Source organism: Pseudarthrobacter chlorophenolicus (assembly GCF_000962805.1).
Taxonomy (GTDB): Bacteria; Actinomycetota; Actinomycetes; order Actinomycetales; family Micrococcaceae; genus Arthrobacter; species Arthrobacter chlorophenolicus_A.
Genome location: NZ_JZTW01000011.1, coordinates 46,700 through 63,713 on the forward strand (window position 1 = coordinate 46,700; position 17,014 = coordinate 63,713).

A 17,014-nucleotide genomic window follows, 5' to 3' on the forward strand; every position below is an offset into this window, starting at 1 on the left:
CACCTAGATGTTCGGGTTTTCGGCAGCACCGGCCGGGCCCGGCCACTCGCCACGTTCCTCGAGCACCTGGCGCAGCAAGTCTGCACGGTCGGTCACGATGCCTGCCACGCCGAGGTCCAGGAGCCGGCGCATCTCGGCGGGGTCGTTGATGGTCCAGACGTGGACCACCAGCACCAGGGACTCTGCGCGCCGCAGGAAACCGGACGTCACCACCGGCACCGCGCCGTAGCGCACGGGCACCTGCAGCGCGTGCACGTCCCGCAGGACCCAGCGCATCAGCCAGCGGAACGCCGGGCCGGGCACCACCGGTCCGAGCAGCGTGAACAGGGCGTTGGATACGACGCCCGCTGACGCGGCAACCGGCCGGGTGAGCTGCTTCAGCACGGCCCGCCGCCGCCGGTCCGAGAAGCTGGCGATGAGTACGCGGTCGTGGACGCCGTGGCGTTCGATGGCTTCGACGGTGCTGCGGACCGAGCCCCAGTCCTTGACGTCCAGGTTCAGACGGGCGTTCGGCAGGGCGGTGACGAGTTCTTCGAAAGTCGGAATCGGCTCACGTCGGCCGATCCGGGCACCGGCAACATCCCGCGCGGGCAGCTCGGCAACGCGGCCGCTGCCGTCCGTCACGCGGTCCAGGGTGCCGTCGTGGAAAAGGAGGAGCACGCCGTCGGACGTGGTGTGGACGTCGGTTTCGAGGTAGCGGCAGCCCAGCTCGGCAGCTGCGCGGAACGCTGCCATCGAGTTCTCCAGGCCGTCCACGGAAAACCCGCGGTGCGCCATGGCGATGGGAAGCGGGGCGCCATCGGCCCCGGGGTGGTGGAAGAACGGCAGGCTCACAGTGTGAGCGTACCGGAGCCGGCGCGCCCGTCAGGGGCGGGTGGGGTCAGTCCCCGTAAGGGAAGATTTCCACGCCGTCGCCGCAGTGAAGCAGTGTCCGGCCGCGGCCGCCGTCGAGGTGCACCCACACAGCCGAGTGGTCGGCGGTGATGGCGTCCACCACGCCTGCCGCGTCAAATCCCGGCGAGAGCTGGACGCGGACGCGGTCCCCCTGCCGGAGCTTCTTCCAGTGCGGCGCTGGCGTTGCCCTGCGCAGCGGTATGTCAGCGGTCTGGTGCTTTGCGCTTCGTGCCATGTTCGTCCCCTTAGCCGGCGGGAGAGGTGCCTGCTCTCCGGCTTTCACGCTACGGACTGAAGGTGAACGGCAAGTGAGCGCAACCTGTGAATACGGCGCCAGCCGGGACTACCGGCGTCAGGAGTGCGGTACCCCCAGGGAAGCGAGGCGTTCCTCAAGGACCTGGGCCACGCCGTCGTCGTCAAAATACGGCGCCTGCTGCCCTGCCGCGCGGATGGCCTCGGGGTGGCCGCTGGCCATGGCGTACCCGTGGCCCGCCCAGCGGAGCATCTCGATGTCGTTGGGCATGTCGCCGAACGCCACCACGTCCGCGGCGCCGATTCCCAGCGCGGCGGCGTACTCAGCGAGGGTGACGGCCTTGTTGACGCCGGGCAGGGACAGTTCGAGCATGGCGACGCCGGGCGAAGAGTGCGTTGCGGAGGCAAGGTGTCCGACGGCGGGCGCCACCTCAGCGAGGAAGTCATCGGGGGTGCCGTCGCGGACGATGGCGAGGAACTTCACGACGGCGTCGTCCGCCGTGAGCGTTTCGCGCAGCGGCGCCGGGGTGAACTGGGCCAGCAGTTCGCTGGATTCGTTCTCGATGAAGCCAGGCTCAAGATGGAAACCGGTGAGGGTTTCGGCGGCGAACAGCGCGGCGGGGCGAAGGTCCTTGATGATGCGGCGGATTTCCAGGACGGCATCGATGGCCAGGGTGCGGGCGGACACCAGGCGGCCGGCTTCCAGGTCCCAGACCACGGCGCCGTTGGAGCAGATCACGCGGCCCGTGTGGCCCAGCTGTTCCTCAAGCGGGTGGAGCCAGCGCGGCGGCCGGCCGGTGACGAAGACGAGCTCGACGCCGGCATCACGGCAGGCGTGGAAGGCCCGGATGGTGCGGGGGCTGATTTTCCCGTCGTGCCCGAGGATCGTTCCGTCTATATCGCTTGCCACCAACCGCATCCTGCAAGTCTACGTGGGTTGCCGGGAGGCGCCTGCGCGGGGGCTCCGCCGGGAAGGTCCGATGGTTCCCCTACTACCGGCCCGTAGCGTAGCGGCGCGTTTTCGGCTGGGGGCATACTGGAAGCGCCGCCTACGGTGAACGACGCACCCTTTGCCGTGTGCGGCCCAGTCACCGGCGGACCCGGGAGCCCGGCCGGCATCCGGCGAAGGTGGGACCCGTGTTCCCGCGCTGCGCATCCCTTGAGGAAACAAAAGGTCTCAGAGGGGCAGAAGATCAACGATGAACCGCACCAAAAATGGGGTACTTTCCACCGCCGCAGCACTGCTTGCGCTGGGGCTCGCCCCGGGGACTGCCGTGGCACACGGCGGATCCGGGCACGGAGGGTCAGACAAGGGTGATGACTGGCGGAATAACGACGACCAGCGCCGGCTGGTCAGGGTACTGCGCCACGTCACGGACGATTACCGCTGGCTGGAGAACGCCGAGGCGGACGGCTACAAGAAGATCACCGAGTGCATCGACATGCCAGGCGTGGGGGCGATGGGATTCCACTACGCCAAGCAGGAGCTGATCGATGACAAGACCCAGGCCCGCAAGCCCGAAGTCCTCGTCTACATGCCGGACCGGAACGGGCGGTACCGGCTGGTGGCCGCCGAGTTTATTTCAACCGCGAAAAATCGGCCCTCGATTGCCGGGCTGAAGTTCGAAGACGGGCCGTTCCCCGGTTCCTTCGCACTCCACGCCTGGGTATGGCGGGACAACCCGGACGGCATGTTCGCGGCGTTCAACCCGGACCTGAGCTGCCCGAAGTAGCCAGCTGACGCAACGCCTGCTGGACCTGGGCGCCCGCGGACTGGTCAGTGCCGCGGGCGCCCTCCAAGTCCAATCGACACAGGGGCAGTTTCGCCGGAGCGGCCGTGCTGCAGGCCTGTTGCGAAGCCGATCGTCACCGGGGCGGGCTCCGGGGTTCCGCAGCAGGATTCCGCGATTACTGCGCCGTCGTCCGGGATGCTGGTGGAGCAGACGCCGGTTTCGGGCAGTTTGAGTTCGACGGCGTCCGCAGCTTCGGCGTCTCCGGCCAGGGCGGCAGCGATGGAGCGGACCTGTTCGTACCCGGTGGCCATCAGGAAGGTGGGTGCCCGGCCGTAGGACTTCATCCCGGCAAGGTAAAAGTCCTTTTCCGGCTGGGCGAGGACTTTGGCACCGTGGGCGGGCACGGTTCCGCAGCTGTGGAAGTCCGGATCGATCAGCGGGCCGAGGGCCTTCGGCGCTTCCACGGCCGGGTCGAGGTCCAGGCGGAGCTCGGACAGGATGGACAGGTCCGGCCTGAACCCGGTGGCCGGAATGACCCGGTCCACCTCCACACTGCGGCCGTCGGCGGCGTGCACAGTCACGGCACCACCCTGCACGTCGAGGGACACGGTGTGGAAGCCCGTCAGCAGCTGCACGGCTCCGCTCTCAACGGCGGTGCGGAGCCTGGCCCCGAGCTGGCCGCGGGCGGGCAATTGGTCGGCGTCGCCGCCGCCGTAGGCCCGGGCCGGGGTGGCGGCGCGGATGGCCCACAGGACCTCGGTGCCGGGGTTGGCCCGGGACACGCGCGCCAGGTCCAGCACCATGTTGGCGGCCGAATGGCCCGAACCGACCACCAAGGTGCGGCGTCCGGCGAAGCCACCGGCGGCAACGTCCGGCAGCGGACCGGTGACCAGCCCGGCGGCACGCGCCTCGGCCTCACCCGGCACGGCCAGCCCGGAGGATCCCAGCGGCGCCGGGCTGCTCCAGGTACCGGACGTATCGATCACGGCGCGGGCCGGCACCTCGGTGACCTGGCCGCCGTCGTGCTCTATGCGCAGGAGGAACGGGGCACTGTCCCGGCCCTGGCTGCTGCCCTTGTCCATGCCCTGCCGGGTGACGGCGACAACCCGGGAGCCGGTCCGGATCCGGTCCTTCAGTTCCGGTGTGGCGGCCAGCGGCTCCAAATACTCGGACACGATCTGGGAGCCGTACGGCAGCGCGGTGGGCCGCGGCGCTTCCCAGCCGTTGCGCTCGAGCAGCCGCACCGAGGCGGCGTCGAGGTTGTACTTCCAAGTGGAGAAGACCCGGACGTGCCCCCATTGCCGGATGGCGGCGCCCACGGTGGAGCCGGCCTCGAAGACCAGCGGTTCCAGGCCGCGTTCCAGCAGGTGCGCGGCCGCGGCCAGGCCCACGGGTCCGGCGCCGATCACGGCTACCGGCAGGGATTCCGGTGATGTCATGGTGTGCACCTTTCAGCTCTGCGCAGGGATAAGGGAGGCGATCAGGGCTTCGACGCGGCCCTTGATCTCGTCGCGGATGGGCCGGACTGAGTCCACACCCTTGCCGGCGGGATCCTCCAGGACCCAGTCCTCGTAGCGCTTGCCCGGGAAGTAGGGGCACTCGTCGCCGCAGCCCATGGTGATGACGACGTCGGAGTCCTTGACCGCCTCGGTGGTGAGGACCTTGGGGATCTCCGCGGACATGTCGATGCCCACCTCGGACATGGCCTCCACGGCGGCCGGGTTCACCTTCTCCGCAGGCTGCGACCCGGCGGAGCGGACCTCGACGGCGCCCCGGGAGAGGCTGGTGAGGAACGCGGCGGCCATCTGGGAGCGGCCCGCATTGTGCACGCAGACAAACAGGACGGAGGGCTTCTGGCTCATGAGTGCACCTTTCGGTCAGCCGGAACGACGGCGGGAGTTGCAGTGGGTGGGTAAAGGAACCGGACCAGGACGTACCCGGCGGCGCCGCCCAGCAGCTGGGCGAGGATGAAGGCGGGGGCCGACGGCGGCGCGATGCCGGCGAAGGTGTCCGTGACGGTCCGGGCGATGGTCACGGCCGGGTTGGCGAAGCTGGTGGAGCTGGTGAACCAGTACGCGGCAGTGATGTACCCGCCGACGGCGAACGCCACCCGGTCCGCCCGGCCGGAGCGGACGCTGCCGAAGATGACCACCAGCAGCCCAACCGTGGCGATCACCTCGCCCAGCCAGAGCGCGGGACCGGTGCGGACGTGCGATGAAACTGTCACCGCGTCCAGCCCGAACATCAGGTTCGCCGCCACAGTGCCGGTCAGCCCGCCCAGGACCTGGGCCCCGGCCAGGCCTGCCGCCGTGCGGGTATCGATCATGCCCAGCGCCCGCTCCACCAGGGTGACCACGGGATTGAACGACGCCGACACCGGCTGCAGTGCCACGATCAGCGCCACCAGCGCGGCACCCGTGGCGAGGCTGTTCTGCAGAAGCTGCAGGCCGGCGTCGTCCGGGGACAGCCTGGAAGCCATGACGCCGGAGCCAACGACGGCCATCAGCAGGAAGGCGGTGCCCACGAACTCGGCCAGGGCCCGCCGGGGAAGGACGCTCACTGCGCCTGTCCTCCGATCAGCGCGGCCAGGTTCTGCAGGGCCTCGGCGCGGGCGCGGTAGTAGACCCAGACGCCGCGCTTTTCCCGGTCCAGCAGGCCGGCCTCATGGAGGATTTTCAGGTGGTGGCTGATAGTGGGCTGGGATAGCTCGAAAGCATCGTTCAAGTCGCAGACGCAGGCTTCCCCGCCCTCATGCGAGGCCACGATGGACATGAGGCGCAGCCGGACGGGATCCGCGAGCGCCTTCAACAGCGGCGCAATTCCCTCGGCTTCTGACTCGGATAATGGCTGCCGGGCCAACGGCGAACAGCAGGCGGCGGCTTCGACCGGGGTCAGCTCCAGAGACATAGACACATGTAAATATTTACATGTGTCTATGTCTTGCGCAAGAGTGCCCGGTCGCAGCCGCCGGGGGCGCATTGTCGGTATTCGGCGCTACACTGAACTTATCGAACATATTTTCGAATAAGGGTGTGTTGTGGGCGTTATTGTCGGGCCTCGCGTGATAGATGCAGGCGCGTCGCTGTTCTCGGTGTTGATCTCCCCCGTTGCAGTCGCGGCCGGCTTTCCCTCGCCGGCACAGGACTACTTCGACGGGCGGATAGACCTGAACGCGCATCTGATCAAGGACATCACCAGCACTTTTGTTGTTCGGGTCACCGGCAACTCCATGGAAGGCGCCGGTATCAGCGACGGCGACGAGCTGATCGTCAACCGCGCACTGGAACCCAAGGACGGCTCCGTGGTGATTGCCGTACTTGACGGCGAACTCACCGTAAAGCGCCTCCGCATCACGGCCCGCGGAGTCGTCCTGCAGGCGGAAAATCCCCGCTACCCGGACATTAAGGTGCCGGCACTTTCGGACCTGACCATCTGGGGCGTCGCCACCAGGTGCCTGCACCATGTGTGAGCCCCGCCGTGGCTAAGCCTGCACTGATGCGCAGCATGCCGCAGATCGCCCACGTGGACGTCAACTGCTTCTACGCTTCCGCCGAGCGGGCTTTCGACCCCTCACTGGAGGGCCGCCCGCTGGTGATCCTGTCCAACAACGACGGCTGCGCCGTCACCCGCTCCCCCGAGGCCAAGGCACTGGGCATCGCCACCGGCGAGCCCTGGTTCAAGCTCGCGCCGCGGGCCAAGGAGTGGGGGCTGGTGGCGAAATCCAGCAACTACGAGCTTTACGGCGACATCAGCGCCCGGGTCATGGAACTTCTGGGGCGCTATTCGGCATGGCTTGAGGTGTACAGCATCGACGAAGCCTTCCTGGGGGTCAAAGGGGAACCGGACCAGCTCCTCCCCCTCGGACGGACCATCAGGGACGCCGTCCGCCGGCACGTGGGCGTCCCCGTGTGCGTGGGCATCGCACCCACCAAGACCCTCGCCAAGCTCTGCAACAAGTGGGCCAAGAACAACCCGGCCTTTGGCGGGGTCTGTTTATGGGAGGCGGTCCCCCACGATGTCCAGGACAACCTGCTGGCCCGGCTGCCGGTGGATGAGATCTGGGGCATCGCCGGAAGGCTGACCAGGCGGCTCAACGTCCTGGGAATCTTCACCGTCCGGGACCTGGTCCGGGCGGACCCGGTGATGATCCGGGACAAGTTTTCGGTAGTGCTGATGCGGACGGTGCTCGAATTGCGGGGCACCCCCTGCATTCCCATGGAAGAGGAGCGCATCGGCCGGGACCAGCTGATCTTCTCCCGCTCCTTCGCCACCCCCGTCACCACTGCCGAAGGGCTGCGGCAGGTCCTGGGTATCTATGGACAGCAGGCGAGCGCCAGGCTGTCCAAACACGGGCTGCAGGCTAAGGTCCTGACGGCCTTCGCCGCCACGTCACCCTTCCGGCAGCAGGAACAGGCCTACCCGTCCGTCTGCGTTTCGCTGCCAACGCCGACGGCGGACCCGCTCCTGCTGGCCAGGGCGGCACATGCGCTTTTGCCCCAGATCCGGGACGGGCTCAAGTACGCGAAGGCGGGAATCATGCTCACCGACCTGCGGCCCAGCGGGAACCAGCCGCCGCTGGAGCCGTTCGAAAACCCGCATGAGGAACGCGGCATCGGCCCGCTGCTGGAGGACGTCAGCAAACGCTTTGGGCGGGGATCCATCGGACTGGGCCACGCCGGAATCAAGACAGGACTGGACTGGACCATGAAGCGGGACATGCGCTCGCCACGGTACACCACCCACTGGGACGAACTCCCCGTGGTCAGGGCCGCGTGAACGGCGCTCTCGCCCGAAATACGGCGTGATTCGTTCAGCATATTAGCCAACAGACAGTATAGTGAACGCATGACTTCCAAGACTGTGGCCATCGCCGTCCCGCTCGAGGCAGAGCTCGTGGACCAGATCCGTGCCGTCGACCCATCCGTCACCGTTCTCTACGAGCCGGACCTCCTGCCACCGGAACGCTTCCCGGCGGACCACGCCGGTGATCCCGCTTTCCAACGTACTGAGGAGCAGGAAGAACGGTACTGGGCCATGCTCAGCAGAGCCCAGGTGCTGTACGGGCTTCCCAACGAAAGCCCGGCGGGCCTTTCCCGGATCGCCCGTGACAATCCGGGCCTCGAATGGGTCCACGCCATGGCCGCAGGGGCAGGCGGGGCGGTCAAGGCCTCCGGCCTCAGCTCCGATGCCCTGCAGAAGTTTCGAATCACCACCTCCGCCGGAGTCCACGCCCTTCCGCTGGCGGAATTCGCGGCACTGGGGATCCTGAACGGCTTCAAGCGCAGCGCCGAACTGGCCCAGGACCAGGCCGCGAAGATCTGGCCCGACCTGCGGGTCCCCACCCGCCTGGTGAACGGCTCCACCCTGGTGGTCAGCGGCCTGGGTGAAATCGGACTGGAAACGGCCCGGATCGCCCGGGCGCTGGGCATGAAGGTGAGCGGCAGCAAGCGCACCGTCGAACCGATCGAAGGTATTGACCAGGTGGTGGACAACGCAGGCCTGCCCGCCCTCCTCGCCACGGCAGACGCCGTGGTCAATACGCTGCCCGGAACCGCCTACACAGAAAAGCTGTTCAACCGCGAACTGTTTGCCGCCATGAAGCCCGGAACCACCTTCGTCAACGTGGGCCGGGGAACCGTGGTGGACGAAGAAGCCCTGCTGGAGGCACTGGACAACGGCCAGGTGGGCTACGCCTGCCTGGACGTCTTCGCGGTCGAGCCGCTGCCTCAGGACAGCCCCCTATGGAAGCACCCCAACGTCATGGTTTCCCCTCACACTTCCGCCCTCAGCGCCGCCGAAAACCGCCTGATCACCGAGCGCTTCTGCAGCAACCTCCGCACCTTCCTCGACGGCGGGGACCTCCCGCACCTCGTGGACACGGTCCACTTCTACTAGACCGGCGGGGAGAACCAAATGCGCATCGCCAGAATCAGCACCGCCGAAGGTGCCCGGCACGCCGTGGAACGGGCCGGGCAATGGGAACACATCCGCAGCCCGTTCGAGGAACCCCTTTACTACACCGGCGGCAGCACCCCCGCGGGTGAGGCGAAATTCCTCGCGCCAATTGCCCCGGCGGTAGTCGTAGGCATCGGCCACAACCTGACCCTCAACGACCACCCGCTGCCCATCCAGGCCTGGCATAAGTCCGTCCACACAGTGGCCGGACCCGGGGACCAAATCGTCGCCGCACGCGGCCGCGGCGCGGTGCACGTCGAAGGTGAACTCGCCGTGGTGATCGGCAAGAGCGCGGCCGGCCTGACCGCAGAGAACGCCCTGGACCACGTCCTGGGCTACACCTGCGTCAACGACGTCACCAACGTGGACCAGAACGCGGTGGACGAGCGAAACTTCCAAGGCAAGGCCGGCGTCAATTACACGCCCCTTGGACCGTGGATAGAGACCGCCCTCCCGGATCCCGAACGCGCCGGCATTGACGTCCGCGTCAACGGAGTACCCAAAGCCAACTCCGGCACGTTCAATCTGCCCTCGACGGTGGTGGACTGCCTTGTCTACGTCACGTCCTGGCTGACGCTTGAGGCTGGGGATGTGGTCATGACCGGCGCGCCGGGCACGGCGGTGCCCGTGGAGCCGGGCGACCGCGTGGACATTGCGGTGGAGGGCATCGGAACGCTGACCAGCACCGTCTGCTAGCACGCGAGTGCCCGGCCGCCGGGGCCCTTATGATGGATAGCGTTCAGTTGACTGAACGGACACTGCAGTCAGCCCCGGCAACCGAAGGAGAATCATGGCCGATTCCCGCACCCCCGCATCACCGGATAAGTCGGGAGCCGCCTCGCCGGCACCGGCAGTCACGCGCGCGGCCGCCGTCCTGGATGCGCTGGCTGCTTCTGCAACGGGCCGGCTGACCCTCAGCGACCTCTCGCGGGAGGTGGGCATTCCCAAGTCCTCCACCTCCAACCTTCTGCTTGCACTCGAGGAAGCCCGGCTGATCACCCGGCAAGGGGCGGAATTCACCCTGGGCCGCAAGCTGGTGGAGCTCGGAGCCGCCTACCTGGGCCGGATGGACGAGGTCCAGGAGTTCTACCGCTACTGCGAACAGGCATCCGTGCTCTCGGGAGAAACGGTCCGGATCGCCATGCTGGATGGAACCAACGTCATCTACCTTGCCCGCTACGAAGGCCACCCGGCAGTCCGCCTCACCTCCAACATCGGCGACAAGATGCCCGTCTCCCTTTGCGCCGTGGGCAAGGCGCTGATTGCCCGCCTGAACGTTCACGACATTGAGGAGATGTTCCCCGACGACGCCGAACTGCCGGTCCTCACACCCAAGTCGCTGCGCACGGGGGCAGCACTGAAGGCGCAGCTGCGCCAAATACGCGAGCAGGGCTATGCCTTCGAGGATGAGGAAAGCACCACGGGCGTGGTGTGCCTGGCCGTCTCCGTCCCCACGCGGGGCGCCCATGGGCCCAGCCTGGGGTTGTCGGTGACGGCACTGAAGGCCACCTACACCCCGGAGCAGGGCTCGCAGATGGTCAAGGAGCTCAAGGAGCTGGCCCACTCCCTGGGTAACCCCATGGGCTAGCCGCACCACCGGACTCTGAGCCACAGGGGAACTCCGCCTCTCAACAAAACAAAAAACTGTTGCCAGTTGTTCAGCTTGCTGTATTGTGTTCAGCATAGTGATCGACACAACAGGTGTTGCCGCTATCCCGCCAGGCCAACGGGGGCCTGGAGTGCGTTAGAGGGAGTTCTCGTGACAACTCGTACTAAATCACCGCAGACCGATGCGGACGGCGCCGTCGTCGATCCGGAGCAGCTGCGAAGGGCAACCCTTGCCAGCTCCGTGGGTTCGGCCCTGGAGTACTACGACTTCTACATCTACGGCCTGGCCTCGGCCCTGATCTTCGGCCCGCTGTTCTTCGCCCCGCTGGGCGACAGCGGAGCCGTCATCGCCTCCTTCGCAACCTACGGCGTCGGCTTCGCGGCCCGGCCGTTCGGCGGTGTGGTCTTCGGGTACATCGGGGACCGTTTTGGCCGCAAGATGGTGCTGATCCTGACCATCGGCCTGATGGGCATGGCCAGCTTCGCCATCGGACTCCTCCCCACCTTTGAGCAGGCGGGGATGCTGGGGGCGGTGTTGCTGGTGACACTTCGCATCCTCCAGGGCCTGGGTGCCGGAGCCGAGCAGGCAGGCGCCACAACGCTGATCTCCGAGGTGGCCCCGCGCCGCCGTCGTGGATTCTTCGCGTCACTGCCGTTCGTGGGCATCCAGCTGGGCACGCTCCTGGGTGCCGGCACCTTCGCCCTGATGGCCCTGGCGGACAAGGAAGTCCTGCAGGGCTGGCTCTGGCGCGTGCCGTTCCTGGCCAGCGTCATCCTGATTGTCATCGCCGTGTTCATCCGGCTCAAGCTCAAGGAGACCCCGGTCTTCCAGGAGCTGGAAAAGCACAAGGCCGTGGTTAAGAACCCGGTGGGCCAGATCTGGAAGCACTCCAAAAAGAACGTACTGGTGGGCATCGGCCTGCGGATGGGCGAAAACGGAAACTCGTCCATCTACTCGGCGCTGCTGGTGTCCTTCATCAGCATGCCGGCCGGCGTGTTCGCCGGCGACAAGTTCATCGGCCCCACCGGCCTGCTGATCGCCGCCGGATTCGCTGCGGTCCTCGTAGTCACCTTCGGCGCGCTGTCCGACCGGTTCGGCCGGGTTCCCGTCTACCGCTACGGCGCCCTGTTCCAGGCCGTCATCGCCCTCCCGGCCTTCTACCTGGTCACGCTGGGCAACGTCACCCTGGTGTGGGTGGTCATGGTGGTGGGCATCGCCATCGGCGTGCAGTCCATGCTGGGCCCCCAGTGCGCCCTGCTGCCGGAACTCTTCGGCTCGCAGCACCGCTTCACCGGGGTGGCCCTCAGCAGGGAACTCTCCGCTGTACTGGCAGGCGGCTTTGCACCGATGATCGGTGTGGCACTGCTCGCGGCGACCAACCATTCCTGGCTGGTTCCCGCCATCTACTCACTGGTTCTGGCCGGGATCTCCTTCGCCACCACGTTCTTCACCCCCGAAACGAACGGCCGCGATCTGGTGGTCGTGGAGGACGCCAAATGACGCGCGGGCCCGTCGGCTTCGTGGGCCTGGGCCTCATGGGGGCGCCGATGGCCGCCAACCTGGCCAAGGCAGGGTGGCAGGTGAAGGGCTGGAACCGCTCCCCCGCAGCCGTCCGGGACCTCGAACTCCTGGGCGGCACCGGCGTCGAACACGTCGCGGACCTGCGCGGCGAGCCTGTCATCATCTTTATGCTCCCCGACCTTCCCTTCATTGAAGAGTCCGCGGCCGGCCTCCTGGCCGCGTGGCGGACGGCGCCGCCCGCGCCAGGGACGCTCGTGGTGGTCATGAGCAGCGTGTCGCCGGTGGGGGTGCAGGCGTTTGGCCTCGCGGTGGCCGAGGCGAGCGCCGGGAACGCCTCGGTGCTCGATGCGCCGGTCAGTGGCGGCACGGACGGCGCGCGCCAGGGAACCCTGGCCATCATGGCAGGCGGCTCGGAGGCGGACTTCGCACGTGCGCTGCCGGTCCTGGAAACCATGGGCGCGGCGGTCCGGCGGCTGGGCGGCCTGGGTGCAGGCTCCCTGGCCAAGGCATGCAACCAGCTGGTGGTGGGAACTACGACGGCGGCACTCGCCGAAGCCGCGGAGCTGGCCGAACGCTCAGGCCTGGATATTCACGCCCTCTTCGAAGTGCTGTCCGGCGGCTTGGCGGGCAGCCGTGTGCTGGACCAGGTGGGACCCCGGCTGGCAGCAAAGGATTACACACCCACAGGGCCGGCCAAATTCATGCGCAAGGACCTGTCCTTCGTGCTGGACAGTGCACGCAGCGCAGGTACGGCAACACCCATGGCGTCCGCCGGATTCGAGCTGTACACCGAGCTGGTGGCACAGGGGCTGGGAGACCAGGACCTTGCCGTGGTGCGGCAGGCCGTCGCCAACCTCAGCGCCGCCGGCGCCGGGAAGGCACCGCGGTGAGCCAACTGTTTGACCTTGCCGGACGCACCGCCCTGGTCACCGGTTCCAGCCGAGGCATCGGCAACGCCCTCGCCCGGGCACTGGCGGAGGCCGGCGCCACGGTGGTCCTGAACGGGGTCAACGCGGAGCGGCTCGAAGCCGCCGAGGCGGCAATGGCAGCGGACTTCGCCCCGGGACGGATCCGCCGCTGCGCGTTCGACGTCACCCGGGACAGCGACGCCGAACGGGGCGTTGCCTGGGTGGAGGAGAACGTCGGACCCCTGGAGATCCTCGTCAATAACGCCGGAATCCAGCACCGCGTCCCCATGCTGGACCTCGCTGTCAGGGACTGGGAACGGGTCATCAGCACCGACCTCACCAGCGCCTTCCTGGTGGGCCGCGCGGCAGCCCGCGTGATGGTCCCCCGGGGCCGCGGCAAGATCATCAACATCTGTTCGGTGCAGGCGGACCTGGCCCGGCCCACCATAGCCCCGTATGTCGCCGCGAAGGGCGGGCTGCGGAACCTGACCCGCGCCATGACGGCGGAGTGGGCGTCGTCAGGGCTGCAGATCAACGCCATCGCACCCGGCTACATCCATACGGAGATGACGCAGAACCTGGTGGACGACGAGCAGTTCAACTCCTGGATCCTGGGCAGGACGCCGGCCCGGCGCTGGGGTACCCCGCAGGACCTCGCAGGCCCGGTGGTGTGGCTTGCCTCGGACGGTTCGGGGTTCGTCAACGGCCAAACCATCTTCATCGACGGCGGCATGACAGTGGTGGTTTAGCGGGAGTTGGCACCCGGATTTCCGGGTGCCAACAAGACGCTGCGCGACCTTCCGTGACGCTCCGCGACGCTGCATTGCGGCTTCGCGTCGTCCCGTGAACGCCTGCTACACGGATCATTGTGGCCCTGCTGGGCGCTCCGTAATCTCGTCTCAGCACCCGCCCCAGCAAAGGAATCCCCATGGCAGAGCCCCAGGACAAGAGTCCGCAGAACCCCGGAAACTCCACCCGCATCGTCGCCGGCCAGGCCGCACCCAAACGCCCCCTGGGCCTGAAAATCGGCATCGCCGCCGCCATCCTCGCCCTCGTGGGAGGCGGCGCCGCCGTCGCCTCCGCCGTCAACGCGAACAACGCCTCCACCGCACCCGCTGCGGAAGCCGCCCCGGCAGGCAACCCGGCTGCGGAACTGAAGCTCGGCTACTTCGGCAACGTCACCCATGCCCCTGCACTGGTGGGCGTCAGCAAGGGCTTCATCAAGGACGAGCTCGGCGACACCAAGCTCAGTACCCAGGTCTTCAACGCCGGTCCTGCCGCCATCGAGGCACTCAACGCCGGAGCCATCGACGCCACCTACATCGGCCCCAACCCGGCCATCAACTCGTTCGTGAAGAGCCAGGGCGAGTCCATCAACATCATTGCCGGCGCCGCCGCGGGTGGCGCGCAGCTGGTGGTGAAGCCGGAAATCAACTCCGCCGCTGACCTCAAAGGCAAGACCCTCGCCTCCCCGCAGCTCGGCGGCACCCAGGACGTGGCCCTCCGCGCCTGGCTGACCGCCCAGGGGTACAAGACCAACGTTGACGGCAGCGGCGACGTGGCCATCAACCCCACCGAGAACGCCCAGACCCTGAAGCTGTTCCAGGACGGCAAGCTCGACGGCGCGTGGCTGCCCGAGCCCTGGGCCTCCCGCCTGGTGCTGACCGCCGGCGCCAAGGTGCTGGTGGACGAGAAGGACCTGTGGGACGGTTCGCTGTCCGGCAAGCCCGGCGAATTCCCCACCACCATCCTGATCGTCAACCAGAAGTTCGCGGCAGACCACCCGGACACCGTGAAGGCGCTCCTGAAGGGCCATGCCAAATCCGTTGAATGGCTGAACGGCGCCGCCGCAGGTGAGAAGGCCACCGTCATCAACGCAGCACTCAAGGAAGCGGCCGGCGCCGAGCTGAAGGCCGATGTCATCGACCGGTCGCTCAAGAACATCGTGTTCACGGTGGACCCGCTGGCCGGCACATACCAGAAGCTGCTGGCCGACGGCGTCACCGCCGGAACCACCAAGCAGGCCGACATCAACGGCATCTTCGACCTGCGGGCCCTCAACGAGGTCACCGGCGAGAAGACCTCCGCCGCCAACCTCGGCAAGGAATAGCCGCCACTCATTTCCGCACCCGCCCGCCCGGCCGCACGGCATCATGCCTCCGGCCGGGCGGGCGCTTTTAACTTGTGGAAATCCTGCGCTTACCCGCTGGAACCGGGAGCCTGGCCGCCCCTAAGCTGAAGAGGATTCATCGGCAGGCGGCACGGGGGATGGCGGGTGGGCGGTTCAGGCAGGGACGGCGGTACATGGCAGGGAGCGCCCGACGGCGGCCCGCTGCCACAGGTGCGCCGGTCACCGAGCGGGCGGATCCCGCAGTGGGCCATCGACGAGGCGTTCGGCCGGCAGGCACAGCAGGCTCCCTGGCGTGCACCGGAACCGGCACCCCACAACGCCGGACGCCCGGCGTTCGGCCGTGCGCCCCGGCCGTACCGGCCCCGGAAGCGGAAGCGGCGGCTGCTGCCCGCGCTGGGCGTGGCGCTGGTCATCTGCCTGTACTTCACGCCGTCGTTCCTTAGCCGCGTTGTCCTTCCCTTCGCGGCACCCTACCTGCCGGGGGCAACGGTCCCGCCGCCCGGGTACGAGGCCGTGTCCTCGCCGCTGGGGACTCCCCCGGCCAGCACCGGCTCCACGGTTTTCGTCCTGCAGGAGTCGCCCGATCCCGGCCAGCGGTTCGCCGCCTACGATCCGTGCCGCCCCGTCCACTACGTGGTGCGTCCGGACTTCGCCGTGCCGGGTGGCGACGCCCTGATCCGGGACGCCGTTGCAGCGACCTCGGCGGCCACGGGCTTACAGTTCGTCTAGAACGGCACGTCCACCGAAGCGCCGGCGGATGAACGGGAGGCCTTCCAGCCGGACCGCTACGGCAAGCGCTGGGCGCCAATACTGATCACCTGGTCCACGCCGCAGGAATCCCCAGGTCTCGCGGGCGACATCGCGGGCGACGGCGGCAGCACCTTCATCCAGGCACCCGGCCAGCCGATGGTCCTCGCCGCCGGCCAGATCCGGCTGGACGCACCCGACCTCGCAGGCATCCTGGCCAGCCGCCCGGACGGAACGGAACAGGTGCGGGCCATCATCATGCACGAACTGGGCCACGTTGTGGGCCTGGACCACGTCAGCGATCCGGCCCAGCTGATGCACGCGGACAACGTGGGCGTGGTGGATTTCGCGGCCGGGGACCGCGCCGGGCTTGCACTCCTGGGCAGCGGGCCGTGTGTTCCCCAGCTATGACCGCCCGGTCCGTCCCGGGCCGCGGGTAGGGTATGCAAACCTGCGTAGCCGGGAGCTGCCGCCGATGTTTTACTGTCCCCTATGACTGAGTTGCTGAAGCAGCACCCCAATGAACCGCACGACGACAGCATTGCTGCGCGCCTGAACTGGCTGCGCGCGGGTGTCCTTGGAGCCAATGACGGCATCGTGTCAGTTGCTGCGACGGTGGTGGGTGTTGCCGGCGTGACCAACGATGTCACGCCCATCCTGATAGCCGGGGCAGCCGCCGTGGTGGGCGGTGCCGTGTCCATGGCGCTGGGCGAGTATGTGTCCGTCAGCAGCCAAAGCGACAGCCAGCGGGCGCTGATCGAGAAGGAACGCCAGGAGCTCCACGACGATCCCGACGGCGAACTGGAGGAGCTTGCCGCCATCTACCAGGCGAAGGGACTCACCGAAGCCACCGCGCGCAGGGTGGCCGCCGAGCTCACCGAGCACGATGCGCTGGGCGCGCACCTGGAAGCCGAACTGAAGATTGATGAGGCCAGCGTCGCCAGCGCCTGGCACGCTGCGTTCGCCTCAGCCATCGCCTTCACCATCGGTGCGGTACTCCCGCTGCTGGCGATCCTGCTGCCTCCGGCCGAGATCCGGGTTCCGCTCACCTTCGTGGCAGTCGTCGTGGCCCTGGCCATCACCGGTACGGTCAGTGCCAGGATCGGCGGCAGTTCGAAACGGAAAGCCACCCTGCGCCTGGTCATCGGCGGTGCCCTTGCCATGGCGTTCACCTATGGCGTTGGCCTGCTGCTGGGGACCACGGGGATAGCCTGACTCCAGCACGCCTGATCCGGCGTGACCGCCCCGTCCAAAGGGAAACATT

Annotated in this window: 20 protein-coding genes; 13 read left to right on the plus strand and 7 right to left on the minus strand. The window is 67.8% G+C overall.

Features of this window, described 5'->3' with window-relative positions:
- Positions 1 to 3: 3 nt before the first annotated feature.
- The 3 genes from UC32_RS12270 to UC32_RS12280 all read right to left on the minus strand — a co-directional run bounded on the left by UC32_RS12270 (position 4) and on the right by UC32_RS12280 (position 2,065).
- Positions 4 to 834 (minus strand): glycerophosphodiester phosphodiesterase, encoded by an 831-nt coding sequence (locus UC32_RS12270; RefSeq protein WP_045731499.1) that lies wholly within the window; start codon positions 832 to 834, stop codon positions 4 to 6.
- 46 nt (positions 835 to 880) lie between these two features.
- Positions 881 to 1,129, minus strand: a complete 249-nt coding sequence (locus UC32_RS12275; protein ID WP_045731500.1) for a hypothetical protein — start codon at positions 1,127 to 1,129, stop codon at positions 881 to 883.
- Positions 1,130 to 1,246: 117 nt separating this feature from the next.
- A complete protein-coding gene (locus UC32_RS12280) occupies positions 1,247 to 2,065 on the minus strand; it encodes a Cof-type HAD-IIB family hydrolase (protein WP_045731501.1) in 819 nt (272 codons plus the stop codon).
- Between the two features lie 280 nt (positions 2,066 to 2,345).
- Here UC32_RS12280 and UC32_RS12285 point away from each other — a divergent pair, with 280 nt between their 5' ends.
- Positions 2,346 to 2,879, plus strand: coding sequence for a hypothetical protein (locus tag UC32_RS12285; RefSeq protein ID WP_045731502.1), 534 nt, complete (start codon positions 2,346 to 2,348; stop codon positions 2,877 to 2,879).
- Positions 2,880 to 2,923: 44 nt separating this feature from the next.
- Here UC32_RS12285 and UC32_RS12290 read toward each other — a convergent pair whose 3' ends face one another.
- The 4 genes from UC32_RS12290 to UC32_RS12305 are packed head-to-tail and all read right to left on the minus strand — an operon-like array spanning position 2,924 to position 5,786.
- Positions 2,924 to 4,318, minus strand: a complete 1,395-nt coding sequence (locus UC32_RS12290; RefSeq protein WP_045731503.1) for an FAD-dependent oxidoreductase — start codon at positions 4,316 to 4,318, stop codon at positions 2,924 to 2,926.
- Between the two features lie 12 nt (positions 4,319 to 4,330).
- On the minus strand, positions 4,331 to 4,741 hold the full coding sequence (locus UC32_RS12295; RefSeq protein WP_045731504.1) for an arsenate reductase ArsC: 411 nt from the start codon (positions 4,739 to 4,741) through the stop codon (positions 4,331 to 4,333).
- Complete coding sequence (locus UC32_RS12300) at positions 4,738 to 5,439, minus strand: aquaporin (protein ID WP_045731505.1); 702 nt, start codon at positions 5,437 to 5,439, stop codon at positions 4,738 to 4,740. Before UC32_RS12300 ends, UC32_RS12295 begins: the two co-directional genes overlap by 4 nt.
- Positions 5,436 to 5,786 carry an ArsR/SmtB family transcription factor gene (locus UC32_RS12305; protein ID WP_082072098.1) on the minus strand — a complete coding sequence of 117 codons (351 nt, stop codon included), beginning with the start codon at positions 5,784 to 5,786 and terminating at the stop codon, positions 5,436 to 5,438. Before UC32_RS12305 ends, UC32_RS12300 begins: the two co-directional genes overlap by 4 nt.
- A 130-nt stretch (positions 5,787 to 5,916) precedes the next feature.
- Between UC32_RS12305 and UC32_RS12310 the strand changes: the two genes are divergently transcribed.
- The 12 genes from UC32_RS12310 (at position 5,917) to UC32_RS12360 (ending at position 16,965) form a co-directional block, all read left to right on the plus strand.
- Positions 5,917 to 6,348, plus strand: a complete 432-nt coding sequence (locus UC32_RS12310; RefSeq protein WP_045731506.1) for a LexA family protein — start codon at positions 5,917 to 5,919, stop codon at positions 6,346 to 6,348.
- Positions 6,349 to 6,374: 26 nt separating this feature from the next.
- Positions 6,375 to 7,655 (plus strand): Y-family DNA polymerase, encoded by a 1,281-nt coding sequence (locus tag UC32_RS12315; RefSeq protein ID WP_200896381.1) that lies wholly within the window; start codon positions 6,375 to 6,377, stop codon positions 7,653 to 7,655.
- Positions 7,656 to 7,724: 69 nt separating this feature from the next.
- The gene (locus UC32_RS12320) at positions 7,725 to 8,774 is read left to right on the plus strand and encodes a D-2-hydroxyacid dehydrogenase (protein ID WP_045731507.1); all 1,050 of its coding nucleotides are present in this window, start codon (positions 7,725 to 7,727) and stop codon (positions 8,772 to 8,774) included.
- Between the two features lie 18 nt (positions 8,775 to 8,792).
- A complete protein-coding gene (locus UC32_RS12325) occupies positions 8,793 to 9,530 on the plus strand; it encodes a fumarylacetoacetate hydrolase family protein (protein WP_045731508.1) in 738 nt (245 codons plus the stop codon).
- A 94-nt stretch (positions 9,531 to 9,624) separates the two neighbouring features.
- Positions 9,625 to 10,422: an IclR family transcriptional regulator gene (locus tag UC32_RS12330; protein ID WP_045731509.1), complete on the plus strand. Its 798-nt coding sequence runs from the start codon at positions 9,625 to 9,627 to the stop codon at positions 10,420 to 10,422.
- 171 nt (positions 10,423 to 10,593) lie between these two features.
- A complete protein-coding gene (locus UC32_RS12335; protein WP_045731510.1) occupies positions 10,594 to 11,943 on the plus strand; it encodes an MFS transporter in 1,350 nt (449 codons plus the stop codon).
- Positions 11,940 to 12,854, plus strand: coding sequence for an NAD(P)-dependent oxidoreductase (locus tag UC32_RS12340; protein WP_045731511.1), 915 nt, complete (start codon positions 11,940 to 11,942; stop codon positions 12,852 to 12,854). Before UC32_RS12335 ends, UC32_RS12340 begins: the two co-directional genes overlap by 4 nt.
- On the plus strand, positions 12,851 to 13,621 hold the full coding sequence (locus UC32_RS12345) for an SDR family oxidoreductase (RefSeq protein WP_045731512.1): 771 nt from the start codon (positions 12,851 to 12,853) through the stop codon (positions 13,619 to 13,621). Before UC32_RS12340 ends, UC32_RS12345 begins: the two co-directional genes overlap by 4 nt.
- Positions 13,622 to 13,800: 179 nt before the next feature.
- On the plus strand, positions 13,801 to 14,982 hold the full coding sequence (locus UC32_RS12350) for an ABC transporter substrate-binding protein (RefSeq protein WP_045731513.1): 1,182 nt from the start codon (positions 13,801 to 13,803) through the stop codon (positions 14,980 to 14,982).
- A gap of 165 nt (positions 14,983 to 15,147) precedes the next feature.
- Entirely contained in the window at positions 15,148 to 15,732 is a 585-nt protein-coding gene (locus UC32_RS20965; protein WP_052690573.1) for a hypothetical protein, read from the plus strand.
- A 177-nt stretch (positions 15,733 to 15,909) separates the two neighbouring features.
- On the plus strand, positions 15,910 to 16,161 hold the full coding sequence (locus UC32_RS20970; RefSeq protein ID WP_052690574.1) for a matrixin family metalloprotease: 252 nt from the start codon (positions 15,910 to 15,912) through the stop codon (positions 16,159 to 16,161).
- 81 nt (positions 16,162 to 16,242) lie between these two features.
- Positions 16,243 to 16,965 carry a VIT1/CCC1 transporter family protein gene (locus UC32_RS12360; RefSeq protein WP_045731514.1) on the plus strand — a complete coding sequence of 241 codons (723 nt, stop codon included), beginning with the start codon at positions 16,243 to 16,245 and terminating at the stop codon, positions 16,963 to 16,965.
- Positions 16,966 to 17,014 lie beyond the last annotated feature (49 nt).